This is a genomic window from Streptomyces sp. NPDC006174 (assembly GCF_040614075.1).
Taxonomy (GTDB): domain Bacteria; phylum Actinomycetota; class Actinomycetes; order Streptomycetales; family Streptomycetaceae; genus Streptomyces.
Genome location: NZ_JBEXTJ010000008.1, coordinates 282,290 through 300,706, shown reverse-complemented (window position 1 = coordinate 300,706; position 18,417 = coordinate 282,290). Strand labels below are relative to the sequence as shown.

General features: G+C 70.8%; 18 protein-coding genes. 6 read left to right on the top strand and 12 right to left on the bottom strand.

Translation table 11 applies throughout. The features are described from left to right. Nucleotides 1-94: 94 nt before the first annotated feature. Nucleotides 95-535 (bottom strand): DUF6278 family protein, encoded by a 441-nt coding sequence (locus ABZ267_RS20685; RefSeq protein ID WP_356749326.1) that lies wholly within the window; start codon nt 533-535, stop codon nt 95-97. Between the two features lie 101 nt (nt 536-636). Between ABZ267_RS20685 and ABZ267_RS20680 the strand changes: the two genes are divergently transcribed. Further along, a complete protein-coding gene (locus tag ABZ267_RS20680; protein ID WP_356749328.1) occupies nt 637-1,416 on the top strand; it encodes an SDR family oxidoreductase in 780 nt (259 codons plus the stop codon). A gap of 83 nt (nt 1,417-1,499) precedes the next feature. Here ABZ267_RS20680 and ABZ267_RS20675 read toward each other — a convergent pair whose 3' ends face one another. The 3 genes from ABZ267_RS20675 to ABZ267_RS20665 are packed head-to-tail and all read right to left on the bottom strand — an operon-like array spanning nt 1,500 to nt 4,298. Further along, nucleotides 1,500-2,279 (bottom strand): exodeoxyribonuclease III, encoded by a 780-nt coding sequence (locus ABZ267_RS20675; protein ID WP_356749330.1) that lies wholly within the window; start codon nt 2,277-2,279, stop codon nt 1,500-1,502. Between the two features lie 42 nt (nt 2,280-2,321). Continuing rightward, nucleotides 2,322-2,975 (bottom strand): MBL fold metallo-hydrolase, encoded by a 654-nt coding sequence (locus ABZ267_RS20670; RefSeq protein ID WP_356749332.1) that lies wholly within the window; start codon nt 2,973-2,975, stop codon nt 2,322-2,324. A 12-nt stretch (nt 2,976-2,987) separates the two neighbouring features. Next, nucleotides 2,988-4,298: an alpha/beta fold hydrolase gene (locus ABZ267_RS20665; protein ID WP_356749333.1), complete on the bottom strand. Its 1,311-nt coding sequence runs from the start codon at nt 4,296-4,298 to the stop codon at nt 2,988-2,990. Between the two features lie 69 nt (nt 4,299-4,367). On the opposite strand from ABZ267_RS20665, the gene ABZ267_RS20660 reads away from it, so the two are divergent. The 4 genes from ABZ267_RS20660 to ABZ267_RS20645 all read left to right on the top strand — a co-directional run bounded on the left by ABZ267_RS20660 (nt 4,368) and on the right by ABZ267_RS20645 (nt 9,229). Further along, entirely contained in the window at nt 4,368-4,679 is a 312-nt protein-coding gene (locus tag ABZ267_RS20660; protein WP_356749335.1) for an NIPSNAP family protein, read from the top strand. A 117-nt stretch (nt 4,680-4,796) separates the two neighbouring features. Beyond that, nucleotides 4,797-6,497: an alpha-glucosidase gene (locus tag ABZ267_RS20655; protein ID WP_356749336.1), complete on the top strand. Its 1,701-nt coding sequence runs from the start codon at nt 4,797-4,799 to the stop codon at nt 6,495-6,497. A 42-nt stretch (nt 6,498-6,539) separates the two neighbouring features. Next, nucleotides 6,540-7,538: a TIGR03885 family FMN-dependent LLM class oxidoreductase gene (locus ABZ267_RS20650; protein WP_356749338.1), complete on the top strand. Its 999-nt coding sequence runs from the start codon at nt 6,540-6,542 to the stop codon at nt 7,536-7,538. Further along, nucleotides 7,535-9,229 carry an alpha-amylase family protein gene (locus ABZ267_RS20645; protein ID WP_356749340.1) on the top strand — a complete coding sequence of 565 codons (1,695 nt, stop codon included), beginning with the start codon at nt 7,535-7,537 and terminating at the stop codon, nt 9,227-9,229. The genes ABZ267_RS20650 and ABZ267_RS20645 overlap by 4 nt, the downstream gene beginning before the upstream one ends. A gap of 64 nt (nt 9,230-9,293) precedes the next feature. Here the strand turns inward: ABZ267_RS20645 and ABZ267_RS20640 are convergent, their stop codons facing one another. The 7 genes from ABZ267_RS20640 to ABZ267_RS20610 all read right to left on the bottom strand — a co-directional run bounded on the left by ABZ267_RS20640 (nt 9,294) and on the right by ABZ267_RS20610 (nt 16,020). Further along, a complete protein-coding gene (locus ABZ267_RS20640) occupies nt 9,294-10,070 on the bottom strand; it encodes a uracil-DNA glycosylase (protein WP_356749342.1) in 777 nt (258 codons plus the stop codon). 28 nt (nt 10,071-10,098) lie between these two features. After that, nucleotides 10,099-10,695, bottom strand: coding sequence for a hypothetical protein (locus ABZ267_RS20635; protein WP_356749344.1), 597 nt, complete (start codon nt 10,693-10,695; stop codon nt 10,099-10,101). A 116-nt stretch (nt 10,696-10,811) separates the two neighbouring features. After that, nucleotides 10,812-11,978 (bottom strand): ROK family glucokinase, encoded by a 1,167-nt coding sequence (locus ABZ267_RS20630; RefSeq protein ID WP_356749346.1) that lies wholly within the window; start codon nt 11,976-11,978, stop codon nt 10,812-10,814. 133 nt (nt 11,979-12,111) lie between these two features. Beyond that, entirely contained in the window at nt 12,112-12,957 is an 846-nt protein-coding gene (locus ABZ267_RS20625) for an ATP-binding cassette domain-containing protein (RefSeq protein ID WP_356749348.1), read from the bottom strand. Next, entirely contained in the window at nt 12,954-14,000 is a 1,047-nt protein-coding gene (locus ABZ267_RS20620; RefSeq protein ID WP_356749350.1) for an ABC transporter permease, read from the bottom strand. The genes ABZ267_RS20625 and ABZ267_RS20620 overlap by 4 nt, the downstream gene beginning before the upstream one ends. After that, nucleotides 13,997-14,971, bottom strand: a complete 975-nt coding sequence (locus ABZ267_RS20615; protein WP_356749667.1) for a sugar ABC transporter substrate-binding protein — start codon at nt 14,969-14,971, stop codon at nt 13,997-13,999. The genes ABZ267_RS20620 and ABZ267_RS20615 overlap by 4 nt, the downstream gene beginning before the upstream one ends. Nucleotides 14,972-15,258: 287 nt before the next feature. Beyond that, on the bottom strand, nt 15,259-16,020 hold the full coding sequence (locus tag ABZ267_RS20610) for a GntR family transcriptional regulator (RefSeq protein ID WP_356749352.1): 762 nt from the start codon (nt 16,018-16,020) through the stop codon (nt 15,259-15,261). A 98-nt stretch (nt 16,021-16,118) separates the two neighbouring features. Here ABZ267_RS20610 and ABZ267_RS20605 point away from each other — a divergent pair, with 98 nt between their 5' ends. Further along, on the top strand, nt 16,119-17,126 hold the full coding sequence (locus ABZ267_RS20605; RefSeq protein ID WP_356749354.1) for a Gfo/Idh/MocA family oxidoreductase: 1,008 nt from the start codon (nt 16,119-16,121) through the stop codon (nt 17,124-17,126). Between the two features lie 55 nt (nt 17,127-17,181). On the opposite strand, the gene ABZ267_RS20600 is transcribed toward ABZ267_RS20605, so the two are convergent. Beyond that, on the bottom strand, nt 17,182-18,396 hold the full coding sequence (locus tag ABZ267_RS20600; RefSeq protein WP_356749356.1) for a cytochrome P450: 1,215 nt from the start codon (nt 18,394-18,396) through the stop codon (nt 17,182-17,184). Between the last annotated feature and the right edge of the window lie 21 nt (nt 18,397-18,417).

Below are 18,417 nucleotides of genomic sequence, written 5' to 3'. Positions count from 1 at the left end.
TGTGTCGAGGTCAGCGCAAACTATCCATCCCGAAAAGGGACTTCGCACCCGACACGCCCATATGGAACATAAGGCTGCTTATCGCTACGGGAGATCAGTTCTCGGCTGACTCCGCGTACATCTGCGAGAGCTCGGGACTGCCCGCCATCGCCCAGTCCAGCCCGGCGGCCACCACATCGATCTCCCGCCCGGACTCCAGCCGCACCACGGGCTGCCCGCTCGGCCAGATGTCCCACGCGGCCCCCGGGACGTTGCGCACGATGACGGTGCCCAGATAAAGACCGGCGTCGTTGCCCAGCCAGGGCAGCTCCTCGGGGTCGTCGCGCCAGCGCGGCGGCAACTGGTCGAGCGCGGCCAACGAGGCCGGTGAGTCATCGAGTTCGAGCCCTTGCTGCCCCGCCCGGGCACGCAGCAGTTCGCATTCGGCGAGCAACTCGGCCACACCGTCGGGATCAGCTTCGACGGCGGCCGCGAGCGCGTGCCCCTGCGTACCACCCTGACGCTTACGCCAGTTGTCCAAGAAAGGGATGTTCATACCACTAGGGTCCCATCCTCGCCGGGTTCCGCACCACAGGGCGCGCGGTGGTCAACTGTTCGCCGACGGCACGCACAAACGCACTGTCCTAGGGTTCGGACATGAATGATCAGACGTATGTGTGGAACCTGTTCTCGCTGGCCGGTCGGGTCGCCCTGGTGACCGGAGGCAGTTCCGGGATCGGCCGGGCCATTGCCGGGGCGCTGGCCCGGGCGGGGGCGGAGGTCGCCGTGGTGGCTCGGCGGGAGGCCGAGTTGAAGGCGACCGTCGACGCGTTGGAGGCCGATGGGTGCCGGGCCGCGTGGGTGAGTGCTGATCTGGGGACCGCCGACGGGGTGCGTGCGGCGGCCGAGGGTGTTGTTGCTGCCTTCGGTGAGCCGGACATCCTCGTCAACTGTGCCGGGATCAACCTGCGGCCGCCTCTGGGCGAGCTCGGCGAGGACGTCTGGGACACCACCATGGCCGTGAACCTCAAGGCGCCGTTCCTGCTGGGGCAGCGGTTCGGGCCCGGGATGGCTGAGCGCGGGTACGGGCGGATCATCCATGTCAGCTCGCAGCAGGCCCACCGTGCCTTTGTGAACAGCGGTGCGTACGGGGTGTCGAAGGGCGGTCTTGAGTCGCTGGCGCGGTCGCAGGCGGAGGCGTGGTCTCCGTACGGCGTCACCGCGAACACGCTGGTCCCGGGTTTCGTGCTGACACCGCTCAACGAGCGGCTGACCTCGGACACGGAGAAGGTCGCCGCGCTCGCCGCCCGGACCTTCGTCGGACGCAACGGGCTGGCGGAGGACTTCGCGGGGGCCGCGGTGTTCCTGGCCGGGCCTTCGTCCGCGTACGTCACCGGGCAGGCGCTCTTCGTGGACGGCGGGTTCTCGGCGCACTGAGTGGCGGGGCGGCTCAGGGGCGAACACGGCGGGACTGCGGGCATGACCGTGTCCGGCCCGCCGCCTCCGCCTCGGGTGGCCCCTCAGAGGTCGAGGTCGACCACCACCGGCGCGTGGTCGGACGCGCCCTTGCCCTTGCGCTCCTCGCGGTCCACGTAACTGTCCTTGACGGCGGCGGTGAACAAGGGGTTTCCGTAGGTCAGGTCGATCCGCATGCCCTTGTTCTTCGGGAAGCGCAGCTCCCGGTAGTCCCAGAAGGTGTACGCCCGGTCGTACTTGAGCGGGCGCGGCACCACCTCGCCCAGCCCCTCACCTTCCAGGGCCGAGAGGGCCGCGCGCTCGGCGGGCGTCACATGCGTGGCGCCTTCGAAGAGCGCCGGGTCCCAGACGTCCTCGTCGGTCGGGGCCACGTTGAAGTCGCCGAGGACGGCGAAGGGCAGCGGTCCGGCCGCGTCCGCCGCGACGGCCTTGCGGAGGGCCTCCAGCCAGGCCAGCTTGTACGTGTAGTGGTCGTGCTCGATCTCGCGCCCGTTGGGGACGTAGACCGACCAGAGGCGCAGCGGGCCGCAGGTCGCGGAGATCGCGCGGGGCTCCTGGACGCCGTCGTAGTCCGGGCCGCCGGGCAGGCCGGTGACGACGTCGGTGAGGCCGACCCGGGAGAGCAGCGCGACTCCGTTCCACCGGCCGGTGGCGTTGACGGCGGACTCGTAACCCAGCTCGCGCAGGGCCTCGGCGGGGAACTGCTCGGCCGTGCACTTGGTCTCCTGGATGCACAGCACGTCGGTGCCGCTGCTCTCCAGCCAGGCCAGCAGCCTCGGCAGCCGGGCGGTGATCGAATTGACGTTCCAGGTGGCGATGCGCATGCCCACCAACCTAACCGCTCCCACTGACAGCCGCCGTCCGCCTCACAGCTCCGTGACGCCTCCGGGCGCCAGCCGGCCGTGGTCCGCGCCGCCGAGGGCGCCGATCTGGTTGTCGTAGATCGGCCGCGCGAGGTCGGTCAGCAGGGCGTCGTGGACGTCGATCGCGCGGCGCGGCTTCACCTCGCGTACGTAGTCGATGACCTCGGAGATCTTGCTCCACGGGGCCATCACCGGCAGCAGCAGCGTGTCCACGGGACGCTCGGGAACGGTCAGCGCGTCTCCGGGGTGGAAGACCGAACCGTCCACCAGGAAGCCGACGTTGGTGATCCTCGGGATGTCCGGGTGGATCACCGCGTGCAGCTCCCCGTGCACGGTGACGTCGAACCCGGCGGCCGAGAACGCGTCACCGTGGCCCACGGTGTGCACGCGCCCGGGGAACGCGGCCGACAGCTGGTCCGCCACGCTGCGCAGCGTCCAGATCTCCGCTGCCGGGTTGGCCTCCAGGCCGGCCCGCAGCCGTGCCTCGTCGAAGTGGTCCGGGTGCTCGTGTGTGACCAGGAGGACGTCGGCGTCCAGGGCCGCGTCGTCCTCGGAGAAACCGCCCGGGTCGATGACCAGGACGCGCCCCTCCTTCTCGATCCGCACGCAGGAGTGGGTCTTCTTGGTGAGCGTCAGTGGCTGAGGCGATGCGTTCATGGGTCCATCCTGCTACGCGGGCGGGGTCGTTTCCTCCTGGATCACCGATTGTGCGATCGTGAAGGCCGCGCCTGCCGCCGGGATACCGCAGTAGACGGCGCTCTGGAGGAGGACCTCCTTGATCTCGGCGGGCGTCAGGCCGTTGCGCAGCGCGGCCCGGGTGTGCGCGGCCAGGCCTTCCAGGTGGCCGGAGGCGACGAGCGCGGTGAGCGTGATGCAGCTGCGGGTGCGGCGGTCCAGCCCCTCCCGGCTCCAGACCTCGCCCCAGGCGTACCGGGTGACCAGCTCCTGGAAATCCTCGGTGAACGGGTCGGTGGAGGCGTTGACGGCGTCCACGTGCGCGTCCCCGAGCACCTCCCGGCGCACCTTCGTACCGCGCTCGTGACCGCTCTCCCGCCGCGGGCCCGTGGCCTCGGGCAGGCCGTGCGCCGGGGCGATCTCGGCGATGGGCGCGAAGGAGGCGGCGGGCGTGGCCGGGCCGGGGACGGGCGGCGGTGCGGGAGGTGCGGCGGGCGCTTCCTGCCAGGCGGTGGAGAAGTGCGTCAGCAGCAGGTCGCAGACGGCGGCGGGCTGCTCGACCGGGGCCAGGTGCGAGGCGCCGGGGACGAGCGCGAGGCGGGCGTCCGGTATCCCGGCGACCAGCGTGCGCGCCTCGGCGGGCCCGGTGACCTGGTCCTCCGCGCCGACGAGGACCAGGGTCGGGACGCCGATCCGGGCCAGGTGGTCGCGGATGTCGAAGGCCGCCAGCGCCTCGCAGGCCGCGATGTAGCAGCCGGGGTCGGTGGTGCGGACCATCTGTACGGCCCACTCCACGATGGCGGGCTGCGCGGCGGCGAAGCCGGGGGTGAACCAGCGTTCCGGCGCGGTACGGGCCATCGGCTCCAGGCCGTTGGTGCGCACGATCACTCCGCGCTGCCGGAACTCGTCGGCCGTGCCGAACCGCGGCGAGGAGGCGACCAGCGCCAGCGAGGCCACCCGGTGCGGATGGCGCAGCGCCAGGTCCGCGCCGACGGCGCCGCCGATCGAGCATCCCGCGTAACCGAACCGCTGGACCCCGAGCCCGTCGAGCGTGGCGATCAGCCGGTCCGCGAGCTCGGCGACGGACGGCGCGGCATGAGCGGGAGCGCCGCCGTGGCCCGGCAGGTCGTATCGGAAGACCCGCCAGTGCTGGGTCAGCTCGGGCACCTGGCGATCCCACATGTGCCAGGTCGTCCCGAGCGAGGGCCCGATCACCAGGACCGGCGCGTCCTCGGGGCCGTCGAAGCGGTATTGCATGGTGTTCGTCGGTGTCTCACTCACCCGCCCGACCCTCTCATCCCTCATCGGTCCCCGTTGCGCCGGGTCGAACCGGGCGGCTTCCCACGCCTCTCCCGGCACGTTTAATCTCAGTCCGTGATCACCTGCGTAGTGAAGTACGTCATCGATCCGGCGAAGACCGAGGCATTCGAGCGCTTCGGCCGACGCTGGATGACCCTGGTCGACGCACACGGCGGCACGCATCACGGCTATTACCTTCCCGCCGAAGGAGCGAGTGACGAAGCCCTGGCACTGTTCAGCTTCCCCAGTCTCGCCGCGTACGAGAAGTACCGGGGCCTGTTCGGCCGGCATCCCGATTTCATCGTGGCCGACCGCATCCGGGACAAGAGCGGCTGCGTACTCCGCTACGAACGCACCTTCATGCGACCGCTGGACCCGGACGACTGACAGCACGGCCGCCACGGCCCGCCAGGCACGGGACACGAGCGGCTGTCCGCTACAACGGCCCTGTCCGGGGAAGGGGATGCACGACGTGTGATTCCCGAGGCGGAAGAAGGACCTCCTATGGCGGGCGACAGCGAAGCGCAGGGCAGCGGCACGTGGTGGCAGTCCTCGGTCGTCTACCAGGTCTACCCCCGTAGTTTCGCCGACTCCGACGGTGACGGCATCGGCGACCTCGCGGGCCTCACCAGCCGGCTGGACCACCTCGCGGATCTGGGCGTCGATGTGCTGTGGCTGTCCCCCGTCTACCCCTCGCCGCAGGACGACAACGGCTACGACATCAGCGACTACCAGGACATCGACCCCGTCTTCGGTGACCTGGCGGCCTTCGACCGGCTGCTGGCCGCCGTGCACGAGCGCGGGATGAAACTGGTCATGGACCTGGTCGTCAACCACACGTCCGACGAGCATCCCTGGTTCCAGGAGTCACGCGATCCGGACAGCCCGAAACGTGACTGGTACTGGTGGCGTCCGCCGCGTGAGGGCGGTGAACCCAACAACTGGGGCTCGTTCTTCTCCGGCTCGGCCTGGGAGCACGACGCCGCGAGCGACGCGTACTACCTCCACCTCTTCTCGCCGAAACAGCCGGATCTCAACTGGGAGAACCCCGACCTGCGGCAGGCTGTCCACGCCATGATGCGCTGGTGGCTGGAGCGCGGCGTGGACGGCTTCCGGATGGACGTCATCAATCTCATCTCCAAGGATCCGGAGCTGCCCGACGGCGAACTGCGCGGCGACGGTCCCTACGGTGACGGCTCGCCCCACTACGTCTGCGGCCCGCGCATCCACGACTACCTCCAGGAGATGCACCGAGAGGTGTTCGCCCGGTATCCCGGCCGGCTGCTCACCGTCGGCGAGATGCCCGGGGTGACCGTCGAGCAGGCACGGCTGTTCACGGATCCGCGGCGGGCCGAACTCGACATGGTGTTCCAGTTCGAGCACGTCGGACTCGACCACGGCAGCGGCAAGTTCGATCCACGGCCGCTGCGGCTGACCGATCTGAAGGCGTCCCTGGGCCGCTGGCAGACGGGCCTCTCCGACGTCGGCTGGAACAGTCTGTACTGGAACAACCACGATCAGCCCCGCGTGGTCTCCCGGTTCGGCGACGACGGGCCCCGCCACCGGATACGGTCCGCGAAGCTGCTGGCCACCGTCCTCCACCTGCACCGGGGCACGCCGTACATCTACCAGGGCGAAGAGCTGGGCATGGCCAACGCGCCCCTGCGCACCATCGAGGACTTCCGGGACATCGAGTCCCTGAACCACTACGCGCAGGAGCTGCGTGCCGGAAGGAAGCCCGAGGACATCCTGCCCGGCCTTCGGGCGATGGGCCGGGACAACGCCCGTACCCCCATGCAGTGGGACGCCTCGCCGCAGGCCGGCTTCACCACGGGCACCCCCTGGCTGCCGGTCAACCCCGACCACACCGAGATCAACGCCGCCGCCGCCCGGACGGATCCCGACTCCGTCTACCACCACTACCGGCGGCTGATCGCGCTGCGGCACAGTGAACCGGCTGTCGTCCACGGCGACTTCACCATGCTGCTGCCGGACGACGAGCGGATCTACGCCTTCACCCGCCGCCACGGTTCCACGACGCTGCTCGTCGCCGGGAACTTCACCGGTGAGACGGTCGACGTGGCTCTGCCCGACGGCTGGGAGGGCGCCGAACTCGTCCTGGGCAACGGCCCGTCCGTCCCCGCTCCACCCGGCCGGCTGGTGCTCGCGCCGTGGGAGGCGAGGGTGCACCGGCAGATGCTCTGATCCCACACCGGTGTTCGCGGTGGCACCGGGTACCCGCACCCCATGACCGTCTACGGATTCCACGCCTCGCACGAACAGGTGCCTCCCGCCGACCTGTTGGCCGCGGCCGTCCGCGCGGAGAGCGCCGGCTTCACCGCCGCCATGTGCTCGGACCACTTCTCGCCCTGGAGCGTCCGGCAGGGCGAGTCCGGTTTCGCGTGGTCCTGGCTCGGCGCCGCGCTCCAGGCCACCGACCACATCCCGTTCGGAGTCGTCAACGCGCCGGGCCAGCGGTACCACCCGGCGATCATCGCTCAGGCCATCGGCAGCCTCGCCGCCATGTACCCGGGCCGCTTCTGGGCGGCGCTGGGCAGCGGGGAGGCCTCCAACGAGCACATCACCGGCGCACGCTGGCCGCGCAAGGACGTCCGCAACGCACGGCTGCGCGAGTGCGTCGACATCATCCGGGCGCTGCTGAACGGCGAGGAGGTGAGTCACGACGGGCTGGTGACCGTGGACCGGGCCCGGCTGTGGACCCGCCCCGAGACCGTGCCACCGCTGGTGGGCGCCGCCTGCAGTGAGGCCACCGCCCGCTGGTGCGCCGAATGGGCCGACGGTCTGATCACCGTCAACGCGCCGCACGAGAAGCTGCGCCGGATCGTGGACGCGTACCGCTCCGCCGGCGGCGCCGGGCGGCTGCACCTCCAAGTCCACCTCAGCTGGGACCCCGACCTGGAGACCGCCCGCGCCGTCGCCCACGACCAGTGGCGCACCAACGTCCACGGTCCGCCGGTGAGCTGGGACCTGGACTCGGCCGAGCTGTTCGACGGCGTGAGCGAGCACGTCACGCCCGAGCAGGTCGCCGGCTCCGTCAACATCTCGGCGGACCTCGGCCAACACGCGGCCTGGCTCCAGGAGTACGCCGACCTCGGCTTCGACGCGGTGATGCTGCACCACGTCGGCCGGGAACAGAGCGCCTTCATCGACGCGTTCGGCGCCGATGTGCTGCCGCGACTCGATGTGACCCGCCCCGAGCCCTACCTCGCGGAGAGTGCCCGATGAGGCTGACCCGGACCTCCGACCTGTGGTGGAAGAACGCCGTCGTGTACTGCCTGGACGTGGAGACGTACCAGGACGGGAACGGCGACGGGACCGGCGATTTCGCCGGCCTGACCCAGCGGATCGACCACCTGGTGCGCCTGGGCGTCACCTGTGTGTGGCTGATGCCCTTCTATCCGACCCGGGAGCGCGACGACGGCTACGACATCACCGACTTCTACGGCGTCGATCCGCGCCTCGGCACGCTCGGCGACTTCACCGAGTTCGTACGGACCGCCCGCGACCGGGGTATCCGGGTCATCGCCGACCTGGTGGTCAACCACACCTCCGACCACCACCCGTGGTTCCAGGACGCCCGGTCCAGCCGCACGTCCGCCCACCGTGACTGGTACGTCTGGGTCGACTCGCCGCCGGAGGACGGCCCGGAGGGCGTGGTCTTCCCCGACGCGGAGCGCAGTGTGTGGGAGCTGGACGAGACCACCGGCCAGTACTACCTGCACCGCTTCTTCAAGCAACAGCCCGACCTCAATGTCGCCAACCCCGCGGTACGGGACGAGATAGCCCGCATCATGGGTTTCTGGACGCAGCTGGGGCTGTCCGGCTTCCGCGTGGACGCGGTTCCGTTCCTGCTGGAGACCGACGGCCAGGAGGACGCGGACAAACTGCCCGACCCGCACGAGTACCTCGCCGACCTGCGGGCCTTCCTCGGGCGCCGCAACGGTGAGGCGGTGCTGCTCGGCGAGGTCAATCTGCCCTACGCCGACACCGCCACGTTCTTCGGCGAGCCGGAGTCCGGCCGGGGCGACGAACTCACCATGTGCTTCGACTTCATCGGCATGCAGCGGATGTACCTGTCGATGGCCCGGGGCGAGGCGGGGCCGCTGGCCTCCGCCCTGCGGGAGCGCCCCGGCGCTCCCCGCGACGCGCACTGGGCGACCTTCGTGCGCAACCACGACGAGCTGACACTCGACAAGCTCGACGACGACGAGCGCGCCGAGGTGTTCGCGGCCTTCGGCCCGGACGAGGACATGCAGCTCTACGGCCGTGGTCTGCGCCGCAGGCTGCCGCCGATGGTGGAGGGCGACCGGCGCAGGGTCGAACTGGCCTACAGCCTGCTCTTCACCCTCCCGGGCACTCCCGTGCTCTTCTACGGCGAGGAGATAGGGATGGGTGAGAACCTCGCCGCCGAGGGCCGGCAGGCCGTACGGACCCCGATGCAGTGGACCCCCGACAAGGCCGGTGGCTTCTCCAGCGCGGACGCCGATGCTCTGCCCAACCCGGTCGTCGAGGGCGCGTACGGACCGAAACGGGTCAATGTGCGCGACCAGACGCACGACGCGGATTCACTCCTCGTACGGATGCGGACCCTGATCGAGCGGTATCGCGAGGCACCGGAACTGGCCTGGGGCTCGTACGAGGTCCTCGACGCCGACGACCCGGGCGTACTGGCGCACATCAGCTCGCTGCCGGAAGGCGCGGTGCTGGCGTTGCACAACTTCTCCGACCGGGCGGTCGCCGCGACCACGACGGTCCCCGGGCTGCGAGGCGGCCGCCTGCTGACCGATGTCTTCACCGGCGACACGGTGAAGTCGGCGGCCGGTGGTCTCGTCCGCACGGAGCTGGAGCCGTACGGCTACCGCTGGCTGCGGGTGAACACCGCCCTGGACGATCCGGACCGCGTGACCGACGTGTGAGGAACCGCCGGGAACCCGTTCCCGGCGGTCCGCCCGTCCTGAAGGAGGTACGTCGTCGCCGGGCTCAGGTGGCGATCTGGGCGACGGCGGCGGCTTCCCGGAACACGTCGACCAGCATGGGCATGGTCAGCCGCCCGGTGAACGTGTTGCGCTGGCTGGGGTGGTAGCTGCCGAGCAGGTGCAGTTCCTGCCGGCTCCCGGTGGCGGGCAGGACGACCCGGGTGCCGTGGCCGAAGGCGGGACGCGGACGCGGAATCTCCCATCCGGCCTGCCCGAGGACCGGCAGCAGCGCCTGCCAGCCGAAGCCGCCGAGGACGACGACCGAGCGCAGCCCCGGGCTCAGCAGATCCAGCTCGGCCGCGAGCCAGGGCCGGCAGGTGTCGCGTTCTCCGGGCGTCGGCCGGTTGTCCGGGGGCGCGCAGTGCACGGGCGAGGTCAGCCGCACGCCGCGCAGACGGAGCCCGTCCCCGGCGTGGACGGAGGACGGCTGAGAGGCCAGGCCCAGCGTGTGCAGGGCGGCGAAGAGGAAGTCGCCGGTCGCGTCCCCGGTGAACATCCGCCCGGTCCGGTTGCCGCCGTGGGCGGCGGGTGCCAGACCCACCACGGCCACCTTCGCGTCCGCCGGACCGAAGCCGGGCACCGGTCGCGCCCAGTACTCCTGGTCCCGGAAGGCGGCGCGCTTGACCTCGCCGACCTCCTCCCGCCAGGCCACGAGCCGCGAGCAGGCCCGGCAGTGCGTGACGAGGGCGTCGAGCTCGCCGAGTCCGGTGCACGAGGCCGCGTGAAGGGACGGGAACCCCGGGTCGTCGGCCGCCGGTGCCGGATCCGCCGTCTCGTCCATGCCCGTCACGCTACTGCCCTGGAGTGGTTCAGGGGGTCGCCGCCGAGACGACGTAGACGACAGGGCTGGCCGGGTCGGTCATGTTGACCGTGATGGTCCGGGTGGGGCGCGGCTTCTTGTTGGTGTGCGTGATGCTCGCCCAGTCCTCGCTCGCCCCGAAGTACCAGCCGGTGATGTTGATGTCCCGGGCGCTGATGTCGACCTTTCCGGGCTCCAGGGCCGCACGGCCGGTGCCGACGCCGCTCAGGAAGCGGTCCAGGCCGGCGGAGGTCGTCCGGAACTTCACGTACATCCGGCTGGCTTTCCAGTTGTTCGTCTCGTAGTACTGGACCCCGACGCCGTTGCCGGGGATCGGGATCTCGAAGATCCGGCGCTGCATCTTGGAGGGCCAGCCTTCGCGGAGGCCCACGGCGGCCGCCTCGGCCTCCTTGTCCATGCCCGAGCGGCGGCTCTGGCCGGCGGAGACGAGGAGGTAGCCCGCCGGGATGCCGATCAGCAGCACGATGATCGTGGCGGTGATGAACCGCCGCCTGAAGACCCGCCGGGGGCTCTCGGGCGGCTTGCCCTCGCCGTCGCCCGGCGACTCGGACTGGGACGGCACCACGGGGTGGTCGGCTGCGATCATGATCAGGTGGTCCCTCGTGCTGCGGAGCGGAGTACGGAGGCATGGAGGCCGGTCGGGGTTCGGGGGCGAAAACGGCGTCGGGTTCGGAGCTGAGACGCCGCTCGGGCCCGTGCGGTTCAGTCGACCGTGCGGGTCGAGCGCGTGTTGCGGATGGTGCTCGCCGCCTGGTCGTAGATCTGCGCGTACCGCTCGTACCGCTCGACGCGGCGCCGGTTGGCCCGGCGGAAGCGGCGGGCCACCAGCCGGGCGAGGTCCGCGGCGCCGACCATACCGGCCTCGGGGCCCAGCTGGGCCTTGGCGATCCTCGCCTCGGGGCGGTAGCCGCGGCCGGTGAGGTGGCGCTTGAAGGCGTCCCGGGCCGGGTTGATCAGGAGGTCGTCGGCGGCGCTGACACCGCCTCCGATGACGAAGCAGGACGGGTCGAGCGCGGCGGCCAGGTTGGCGATGCCGACGCCGAGCCACTGGCCGATGTCCTGGAGGAGTTCGATGCACATCGCATCGCCCTCGCGGGCCAGTTCGGTGATGAGCGGGCCGGTGATGTCGGGGATGTTGCCCTTGACCCGGTCCAGCAGGAAGTGCGCGACCGGTGAGTCGGCGGCGGCCAGCTCCCTGGCCTCGCGGACCAAGGCGTTGCCGGAGCTGTACTGCTCCCAGCAGCCCCGGTTGCCGCACGGGCAGCGGTGGCCCGACGGCACGACCTGCATGTGGCCGAACTCACCGGCCACACCGTACTTGCCGCGCTTGACCTGGCCGTCCTCCAGGATCGCGCCGCCGATCCCCGTACCGAGCGTGATCATGACGAGGTGGTCCTCGCCGCGGCCCGCGCCGAAGCGCCACTCCGCCCAGGCGGCGGTGTTGGCGTCGTTGTCGACCATGACCGGGACGACGAGGCGGGAGGCGATGGCGTCGCGCAGGGGTTCGTCGCGCCAGGCGAGGTGCGGGGCGAAGAGGACCTTGGAGCGGTCCGCGTCGACCCAGCCCGCCGCGCCGATGCCGACCGCGTGGACGTCGTGGCGGTCGGAGAGGTCCAGGACCAGCTCGACGATCGTGTCCTCGACGACCTTCGGGCTCTTGGACTTGTCCGGGGTCTCGGTGCGCAGCTGTTCCAGGATGTTGCCGTCGGCGTCGACGACGCCGGCCATCACCTTCGTACCGCCGATGTCGATCCCGACCGTGGGAACGCGCGGCGCGGTGAGGTGCGAGCGGCGTTCCTTGGTGCCGACGGTCTTGAGGACGGTGGCGCGGGCGGAGCCGCGGTCGGCGAAGTCGCGGTACGTGCTCATCGTCCCTGCGGGGTCTGAGGGGCCGGGCCGCTGTCACGGTCGGCGGCGGACGGCGCCCGCCGCGCCCGATTCTGCCACTGCCCGGTCCCCGGAGCGGTCGGCCGGGGTCGGCCGCGCCGGGGCGGGTCGCCGGTCAGGATCCTTCTTCCGTCGCCGCGGAGCTGCCGGGGAGGGTGGGGGCCGGAGTGCGTTCCAGCTCGTGACTGAGCTCCTCCAGCTCGCTGCCGCCCGCCATCTGCCGGGTCAGCTCGTCGAGTGTGACGTCGTCCTTGGTGTGGCTGCCGGCCATGGCGCCGCGCTTGAGGAGGACGAACCGGTCGCCGACGAGGTGGGCGTGGTGCGGGTTGTGCGTGATGAGGACCACGCCGAGGCCGGCGTCGCGGGCGGCCGCGACGTACTTGAGGACCACGCCGGACTGCTTGACGCCGAGCGCGGCGGTCGGCTCGTCCAGGACGAGGACCTTGGCGCCGAAGTAGACGGCGCGGGCGATGGCCACGCACTGGCGCTCACCGCCGGAGAGCGTGCCGATCGGCTGGTCGACGTCGCGCAGGTCGATGCCCATGCGCAGCAGTTCCGTACGGGTCGTCCCGCGCATCTTCCGGACGTCCAGGCGCCGACACGGGCCGACGCCGGTGGTGGGCTCGGAGCCGAGGAAGAAGTTCCGCCAGACCGGCATCAGCGGGACGACGGCGAGGTCCTGGTAGACCGTGGCGATGCCTCGGTCCAGGGCGTCGCGCGGGTTGGCGAGCGTGGTCTCCTCGCCGTCGATCAGGAAGCGTCCGGCGTCGTGCCGGTGCAGCCCCGCGATGATCTTGATAAGGGTGGACTTGCCGGCGCCGTTGTCGCCGAGGACGCAGGTGATCTCGCCGGCGTGGACCTCCAGCGAGACGTGTTCCAGGGCTTTGATGTTGCCGTAGAACTTCGATACGTCGTCCAGCTCGACCAGCGGACCCGCGCTGTTCCCGGGAGTGGCCGTCATGTCGTCGCCTCCGCGCGCTTGCGCACCCACGCGTTGAGCAGGGTGGCCAGGAGCAGCATCGCTCCCAGGAAGAATTTGAACCAGTCCGGGTTCCACTCGGCGTACACGATGCCCTTGCTGGTCATGCCGAAGATGAAGGCACCGACCGCCGAGCCGATCGCGGAGCCGTAGCCGCCGGTGATCAGGCAGCCGCCGATGACGGCCGCGATGATGTACGTCAGTTCGTTGCCGACGCCCTCGCCGGACTGGACGACGTCGTAGCTGAAGAGCAGGTGCTGGCCGGAGACCCAGGCGGCGAAGGCGACGCCGAGGTACAGACCGATCTTGGTACGGATGACGGGGACGCCGACCGCGCGTGCGGCGTCCGCCTCGCCGCCGACGGCGAAGATCCAGTTGCCGAAGCGGGTCCGGAGGAGGATCCAGGTGGCGAGTGCGACGAGCGCGATCCACCAGAGGATGGTCACCTTGAAGTCGATGCTGCCGATGGTCAGCGTCGAGGCGAACAGCGCGCGGGCGGACTCGAAGCCCTCCATGTCGCCGATGGCCTTGGTGGAGACCGTGCCGCTGATCAGCTTGGTGAAGCCGAGGTTGAGGCCGGTGAGCATCAGGAACGTACCGAGCGTGATGATGAAGCTCGGCAGTTTGGTCCGGGTCAGCATGAACCCGTTGAACGCGCCGATGGCGAGCGTGACCAGCAGCGACACGAGGACGCCGACCCAGACGTTGGCAGTCATCTGGTAGCTGAACATCGAGGAGATCAGCGCGGAGCTGGTCACCAGGACACCGGCGGAGAGGTCGAACTCGCCGCCGATCATCAGCAGCGCGACCGGCGCGGCCATGATGCCGAGGACGGAGGCCGCGTACAGCACGGTGCCGAAGCTGGAGGCCTGGAGGAAGCTGTCGGCGACGATCGCGAAGAAGAGGAAGACGGCTGCCGCGCCGACGACCGAGCCGAGTTCGGGGCGGCCGAGGAGCTTGCGCAGCGGTGAGGTGCGGACGAGGCGCTCGTCCACCTGCTCCGGCGTGGCGGTGGTGCCGCTCATCGGGTGCCGCGCTTGGTGTGGTCGGCCAGGGCGTCGGCGTCGTCCTTGGTGATGATCTGCGGGCCGGTGAGGACGGGCAGGCCGCCGCCGAGGACGTTGCGGTTGTAGCGGTAGAGCCAGAGCAGGTCGACGGCCTCGTACCCCTGGAGGTAGGGCTGCTGGTCGACGGCGAAGCCGAGCTTGTCGCTCTGGAGGCCGGTGGCGACCTTGGCGTTGAGGTCGAAGGTGTCGATCTCGGCCTTGCTGCCCGCCGTCTGCTTGGCCTGCACGGCCGCGTCGGCGAAGGGGGCGCCGAGGGTGACGACCGCGTCGATGCTCTTGTCGGACTGGAGCTTGGCCCCGATGGAGGCGGTGACGTCGGGCATGTTGGTGCCGTCGACGTACAGGTTCTGCATCGTGCCGTCGAAGGTCTTCTTCGCGCCGGCGCAGCGCTGCTCGTGACCCACATTGCCCTGCTCGTGCAGGACGCAGAGCGCCTTCTTGCGGCCGCGCTCGTTCAGCTCGTCGCCGACGGCCTCACCGGCGATCGACTCGTCCTGGCCGATGTGGGTCAGGGCGCCGAACTCCTTGGACTCGGCGGAACCGGAGTTCACCGTGACGACCGGGATGCCCGCCTTGACCGCCTTGGCGATCACGGCCTTCATGGCGTCCGGCTTGGCCAGCGAGACGATCAGCCCGTCGACCTTCTTGTCGATCGCGGTCTGGACGAGCTGGGCCTGCTGGTTGGCCTCGTCGTTGTGCGAGTAGATGAAGTTGATGTTGTCCTTGACGGCCGCCTGCTCGGCGCCCTTCTGGACGATGTCCCAGAAGGTGTCGCCGTCGCCCGAGTGGGTGACCATGGCGAAGGTCCAGCGGGGTGTGTTCACCGCGGCCCGGCCCTCGGCGGCCTCGGCCGCGCGCTCTTCCGCCCGCTTGCCGCCGGTGCTGCTGCATCCTGCGGCTGCCAGCACCACTGCCAGGACGGCGCCCAGCGCGCGTACCCCTGTCCGAACCCTTGCCACGACGCGGTGCCCTTCTTCTTTTTCTTCCGCTGCTGCTCGCTGTGCGCTTGACCTGGCCGGGAGCGTGAGGCCCCGGGCCGGCTGCCCAGTATCCCCGAGCGGGGCGGACGGCCGCCCGGCAGGGGCGGTGCGCCTCTTTTCAGCCCGTCCGGCGTTCGAGGACGGAACCGTCGATGCGGAGCCCGTGCCCCAGGAATCCTCTGCCTGCGGGCGCACGCGCGCAAGGGTTCCGTCCTCGAACGCCGGACGGGCCGGGTTCAGCGCACCAGGAGCTGAAAGTCGAACCGGTAGCGCGAGGCTCGGTAGACGTGGGTGCCGAGCTCGACCGCGCGGCCCGTGTCGTCGTACGTGGTGCGCTCCATCGTCAGCAGCGGCGCACCCCGCTCCTCGTCCAGGGCCCGCGCCTCCCCCGCCGTCGCGGCCCGCGCGCCGACCGACTGGCGGGCGCTGTGCAGCGTGATGCCCGACGCCCGCATCAGGCGGTAGAGGCCGGTGGACTCCAGCTCCGGGGTCCGGAGCGTGAGCAGGTCCGGAGGCAGGTGGTTACGGAGGAGGGCCATGGGCTCGTCGTGGGCGTAGCGCAGCCGCTCGACGAGGTGGACCTCCGTGCCCTCGGCGACACCGAGCGCGGCGGCGACCTCGGCGGTGGCCGGTTCCGTCGTGGTGCGCAGGACCTTGGTGGCCGGGCGCTGACCGGCCGCCTCCAGGTCGTCGTAGAGCGAGCTGAGCTCCAGCGGGCGGCGGACCTGGCTGTGCACGACCTGCGTGCCGACGCCCCGGCGGCGCACCATCAGCCCTTTGTCGACGAGCGACTGGATGGCCTGGCGGACGGTGGGCCGGGAGAGGCCGAGGCGGTGGGCCAGCTCGATCTCGTTGCCGAGCAGAGTGCCGGGGGCCAGGCGGCCCTGTTCGACGGCGGCCTCCAGTTGCTGCGCCAGCTGGAAGTAGAGCGGCACCGGGCTGGTGCGGTCCACACTCAGCGGCAGCGGCTGCGGCTGATCGGCTCCTTGGGCGGTCACGGGCCGAGCCTAGTTCGATTGTCCGGACAAAGCCATGGTCCGGCCTTTGTCCGGACAAATGCTTGACATGATGACCGGACCGCCGTCACCTTGGGGCCATGCGCATCGGACTCATCGGAACGGGACGTATCGGCACCTTCCACGCGGAGGTGTTGAGCCGTCATCCCGCCGTGGACTCCCTGCTGGTGGCCGACGCGGATCCGGAGCGCGCCGCCGTGGCGGCCACCCGGACCGGTGCCACCGCCGTCCCGGTGGACGCGATGTTCACCGGCGCCGGCGCACTCGACGCGCTGGTGATCTGCTCCGCGACCGCCGCCCACGCCCCGCTCATCGCCCGCGCCGCCCGCGCCGGGCTGCCCGCGTTCTGCGAGAAACCGATCGCCTTGGACCTGCCAGGCACGCTCGGCGCCCTCGCGGAGGTGGAGGCGGCGGGCAGCATCCTCCAGCTGGGGTTCATGCGCCGCTTCGACGCGGGGTACGGCGAGGCCAGGACGGCGGTGCGGGACGGCAGGCTCGGCCGGCTGCACACCGTACGGGCGCTCACCTCCGACCCCGCTCCCCCGCCCGCCGACTACCTCCCGCTCTCCGGCGGGCTCTACCGGGACTGCCTGGTCCACGACTTCGACATCCTGCGGTGGGTGACGGGCCGCGAGGTGAGCGAGGTGTACGCCACCGGGTCGGACGCCGGGCCCGTGATGTTCCGGGAGGCGGGCGACGTGGACACCGCCGCCGCGCTGCTCACCCTGGACGACGGCACGCTCGCCACCGCCACCGCGACCCGCTGCAACGGCGCCGGCTACGACGTCCGCATGGAGCTGGCCGGTGAGCTGGACCAGCTCGCCGTCGGCCTGGACGACCGTACGCCGCTGACCTCGGCCGAGCCGGAGGGCCCGGGAACTCCGCCGAAGCCGTGGCCCGGCTTCCTGGAGCGGTTCGCTCCGGCGTACGAGGCGGAGCTGGACGCGTTCCTCCGGGTCGCCCGTGGCGAGCTGGCCAACCCGTGCGACGGGCGCGAGGCCCTGCACGCGTTGCGGATCGCCGAGGCCTGCGAGATCTCCCGCCGCGACCGCCGCCCGGTGGCGATGACGGAGATCCCGGGCGGCTGAGACCGTGGCTCGGACGGGTGAGACCTGGCCCGGGCGGTTGAAGCCCGTCCGCCCTCTACCAGGCCACCGGCAAACTCAGCGGTCCCCGCATCAGGAGGCCGGTGCGCCAGTCGAGCGTGGCCGGGTCGGCGGTCAGCCGTAGCTCCGGGCAGCGCTCCAGCAGCGACCGGATGGCGACCCGGGCCTCGATCCGGGCCAACGGCGCGCCCAGGCAGTAGTGGATGCCGTGCCCGAAGGCGATATGGCCCCGGGCGTCCCGGGTGATGTCGAAGCGGGAGCCGTCGGGATAGCGGGCCGGGTCACGGTTGGCGTCCGACATCGCGACGAGGACCAGTTCACCGCCGCCGGGAATCACCGTGCCGTCGATGTCGATCGGTTCGGTCGTGAAGCGGTACGTCGGTGTCTCGACCGGCCCCTCGAAGCGCAGGATCTCCTCCACCGCGTTGTCGATCAGTCCGAAGTCCGCGCGGAGGAGCGCCAGTTGCTCCGGATGCGCGAGCAGATTGTGCACGCCGTTGGTGATGAGGTTGACCGTGGTCTCATGACCGGCCACCAGCAACAGCCAGGCCATGCCCATCAGTTCGTCGGCGGAGAGCCGGTCGCCTTCCTCGTCGGCGGTGTGGATCAGCGCGCTCATCAGGTCGTCGCCCGGTTGCGTCCGCTTGTCCTGGAGGAGCTGGGTCAGATAGGCGGCCATCGCCTTGGTGGAGGAGTCGCGTTTCGAGGCGTCGACCGAGGAGACCGCCTGGTTCGACCACTCGCGGAAGGCCGCCCGGTCCAGGAACGGCACGCCGAGCAGCTCGCAGATGACGTTCATCGGCAGCGGATAGGAGAGCGATTCGACGAGGTCGGCCCGCCGGTCGGGCGCGGCGAGCATCCGGTCGAGCAGCTCGTCGGTCATCTCCTGGACGCGCGGCGCGAGTTGCTCCATCCGGCGTGGAGTGAACTCGCGGGCCACCAGCTTGCGCAGCCGCGTGTGGTCGGGGATGTCGCTGCTGAGCATCGACGTGCCCGCCGAGACCTTGGTGACACCGAGCGCGGGTGAGGCCTTGGCCCACTGTTTGGAGAGCCGCTGGTCGGCGAGGAGCGTCCGCCCGGCCTCGTACCCGACGACGAGCCAGGCGTGGGTGCCCTCGGGAATGCGGACCCGGTGGACCGGGCCCTTGGCCCGTAACGCGGCATAGACCGGATACGGGTCGCGGGTGAAGTCGTCGCCGAGCACGGCCAGATCGACCAGGCCCTCGGCCTCGGTGGTTGCTTCGGCGGTCAACGGGTGCCCCTTCCGTAGGAG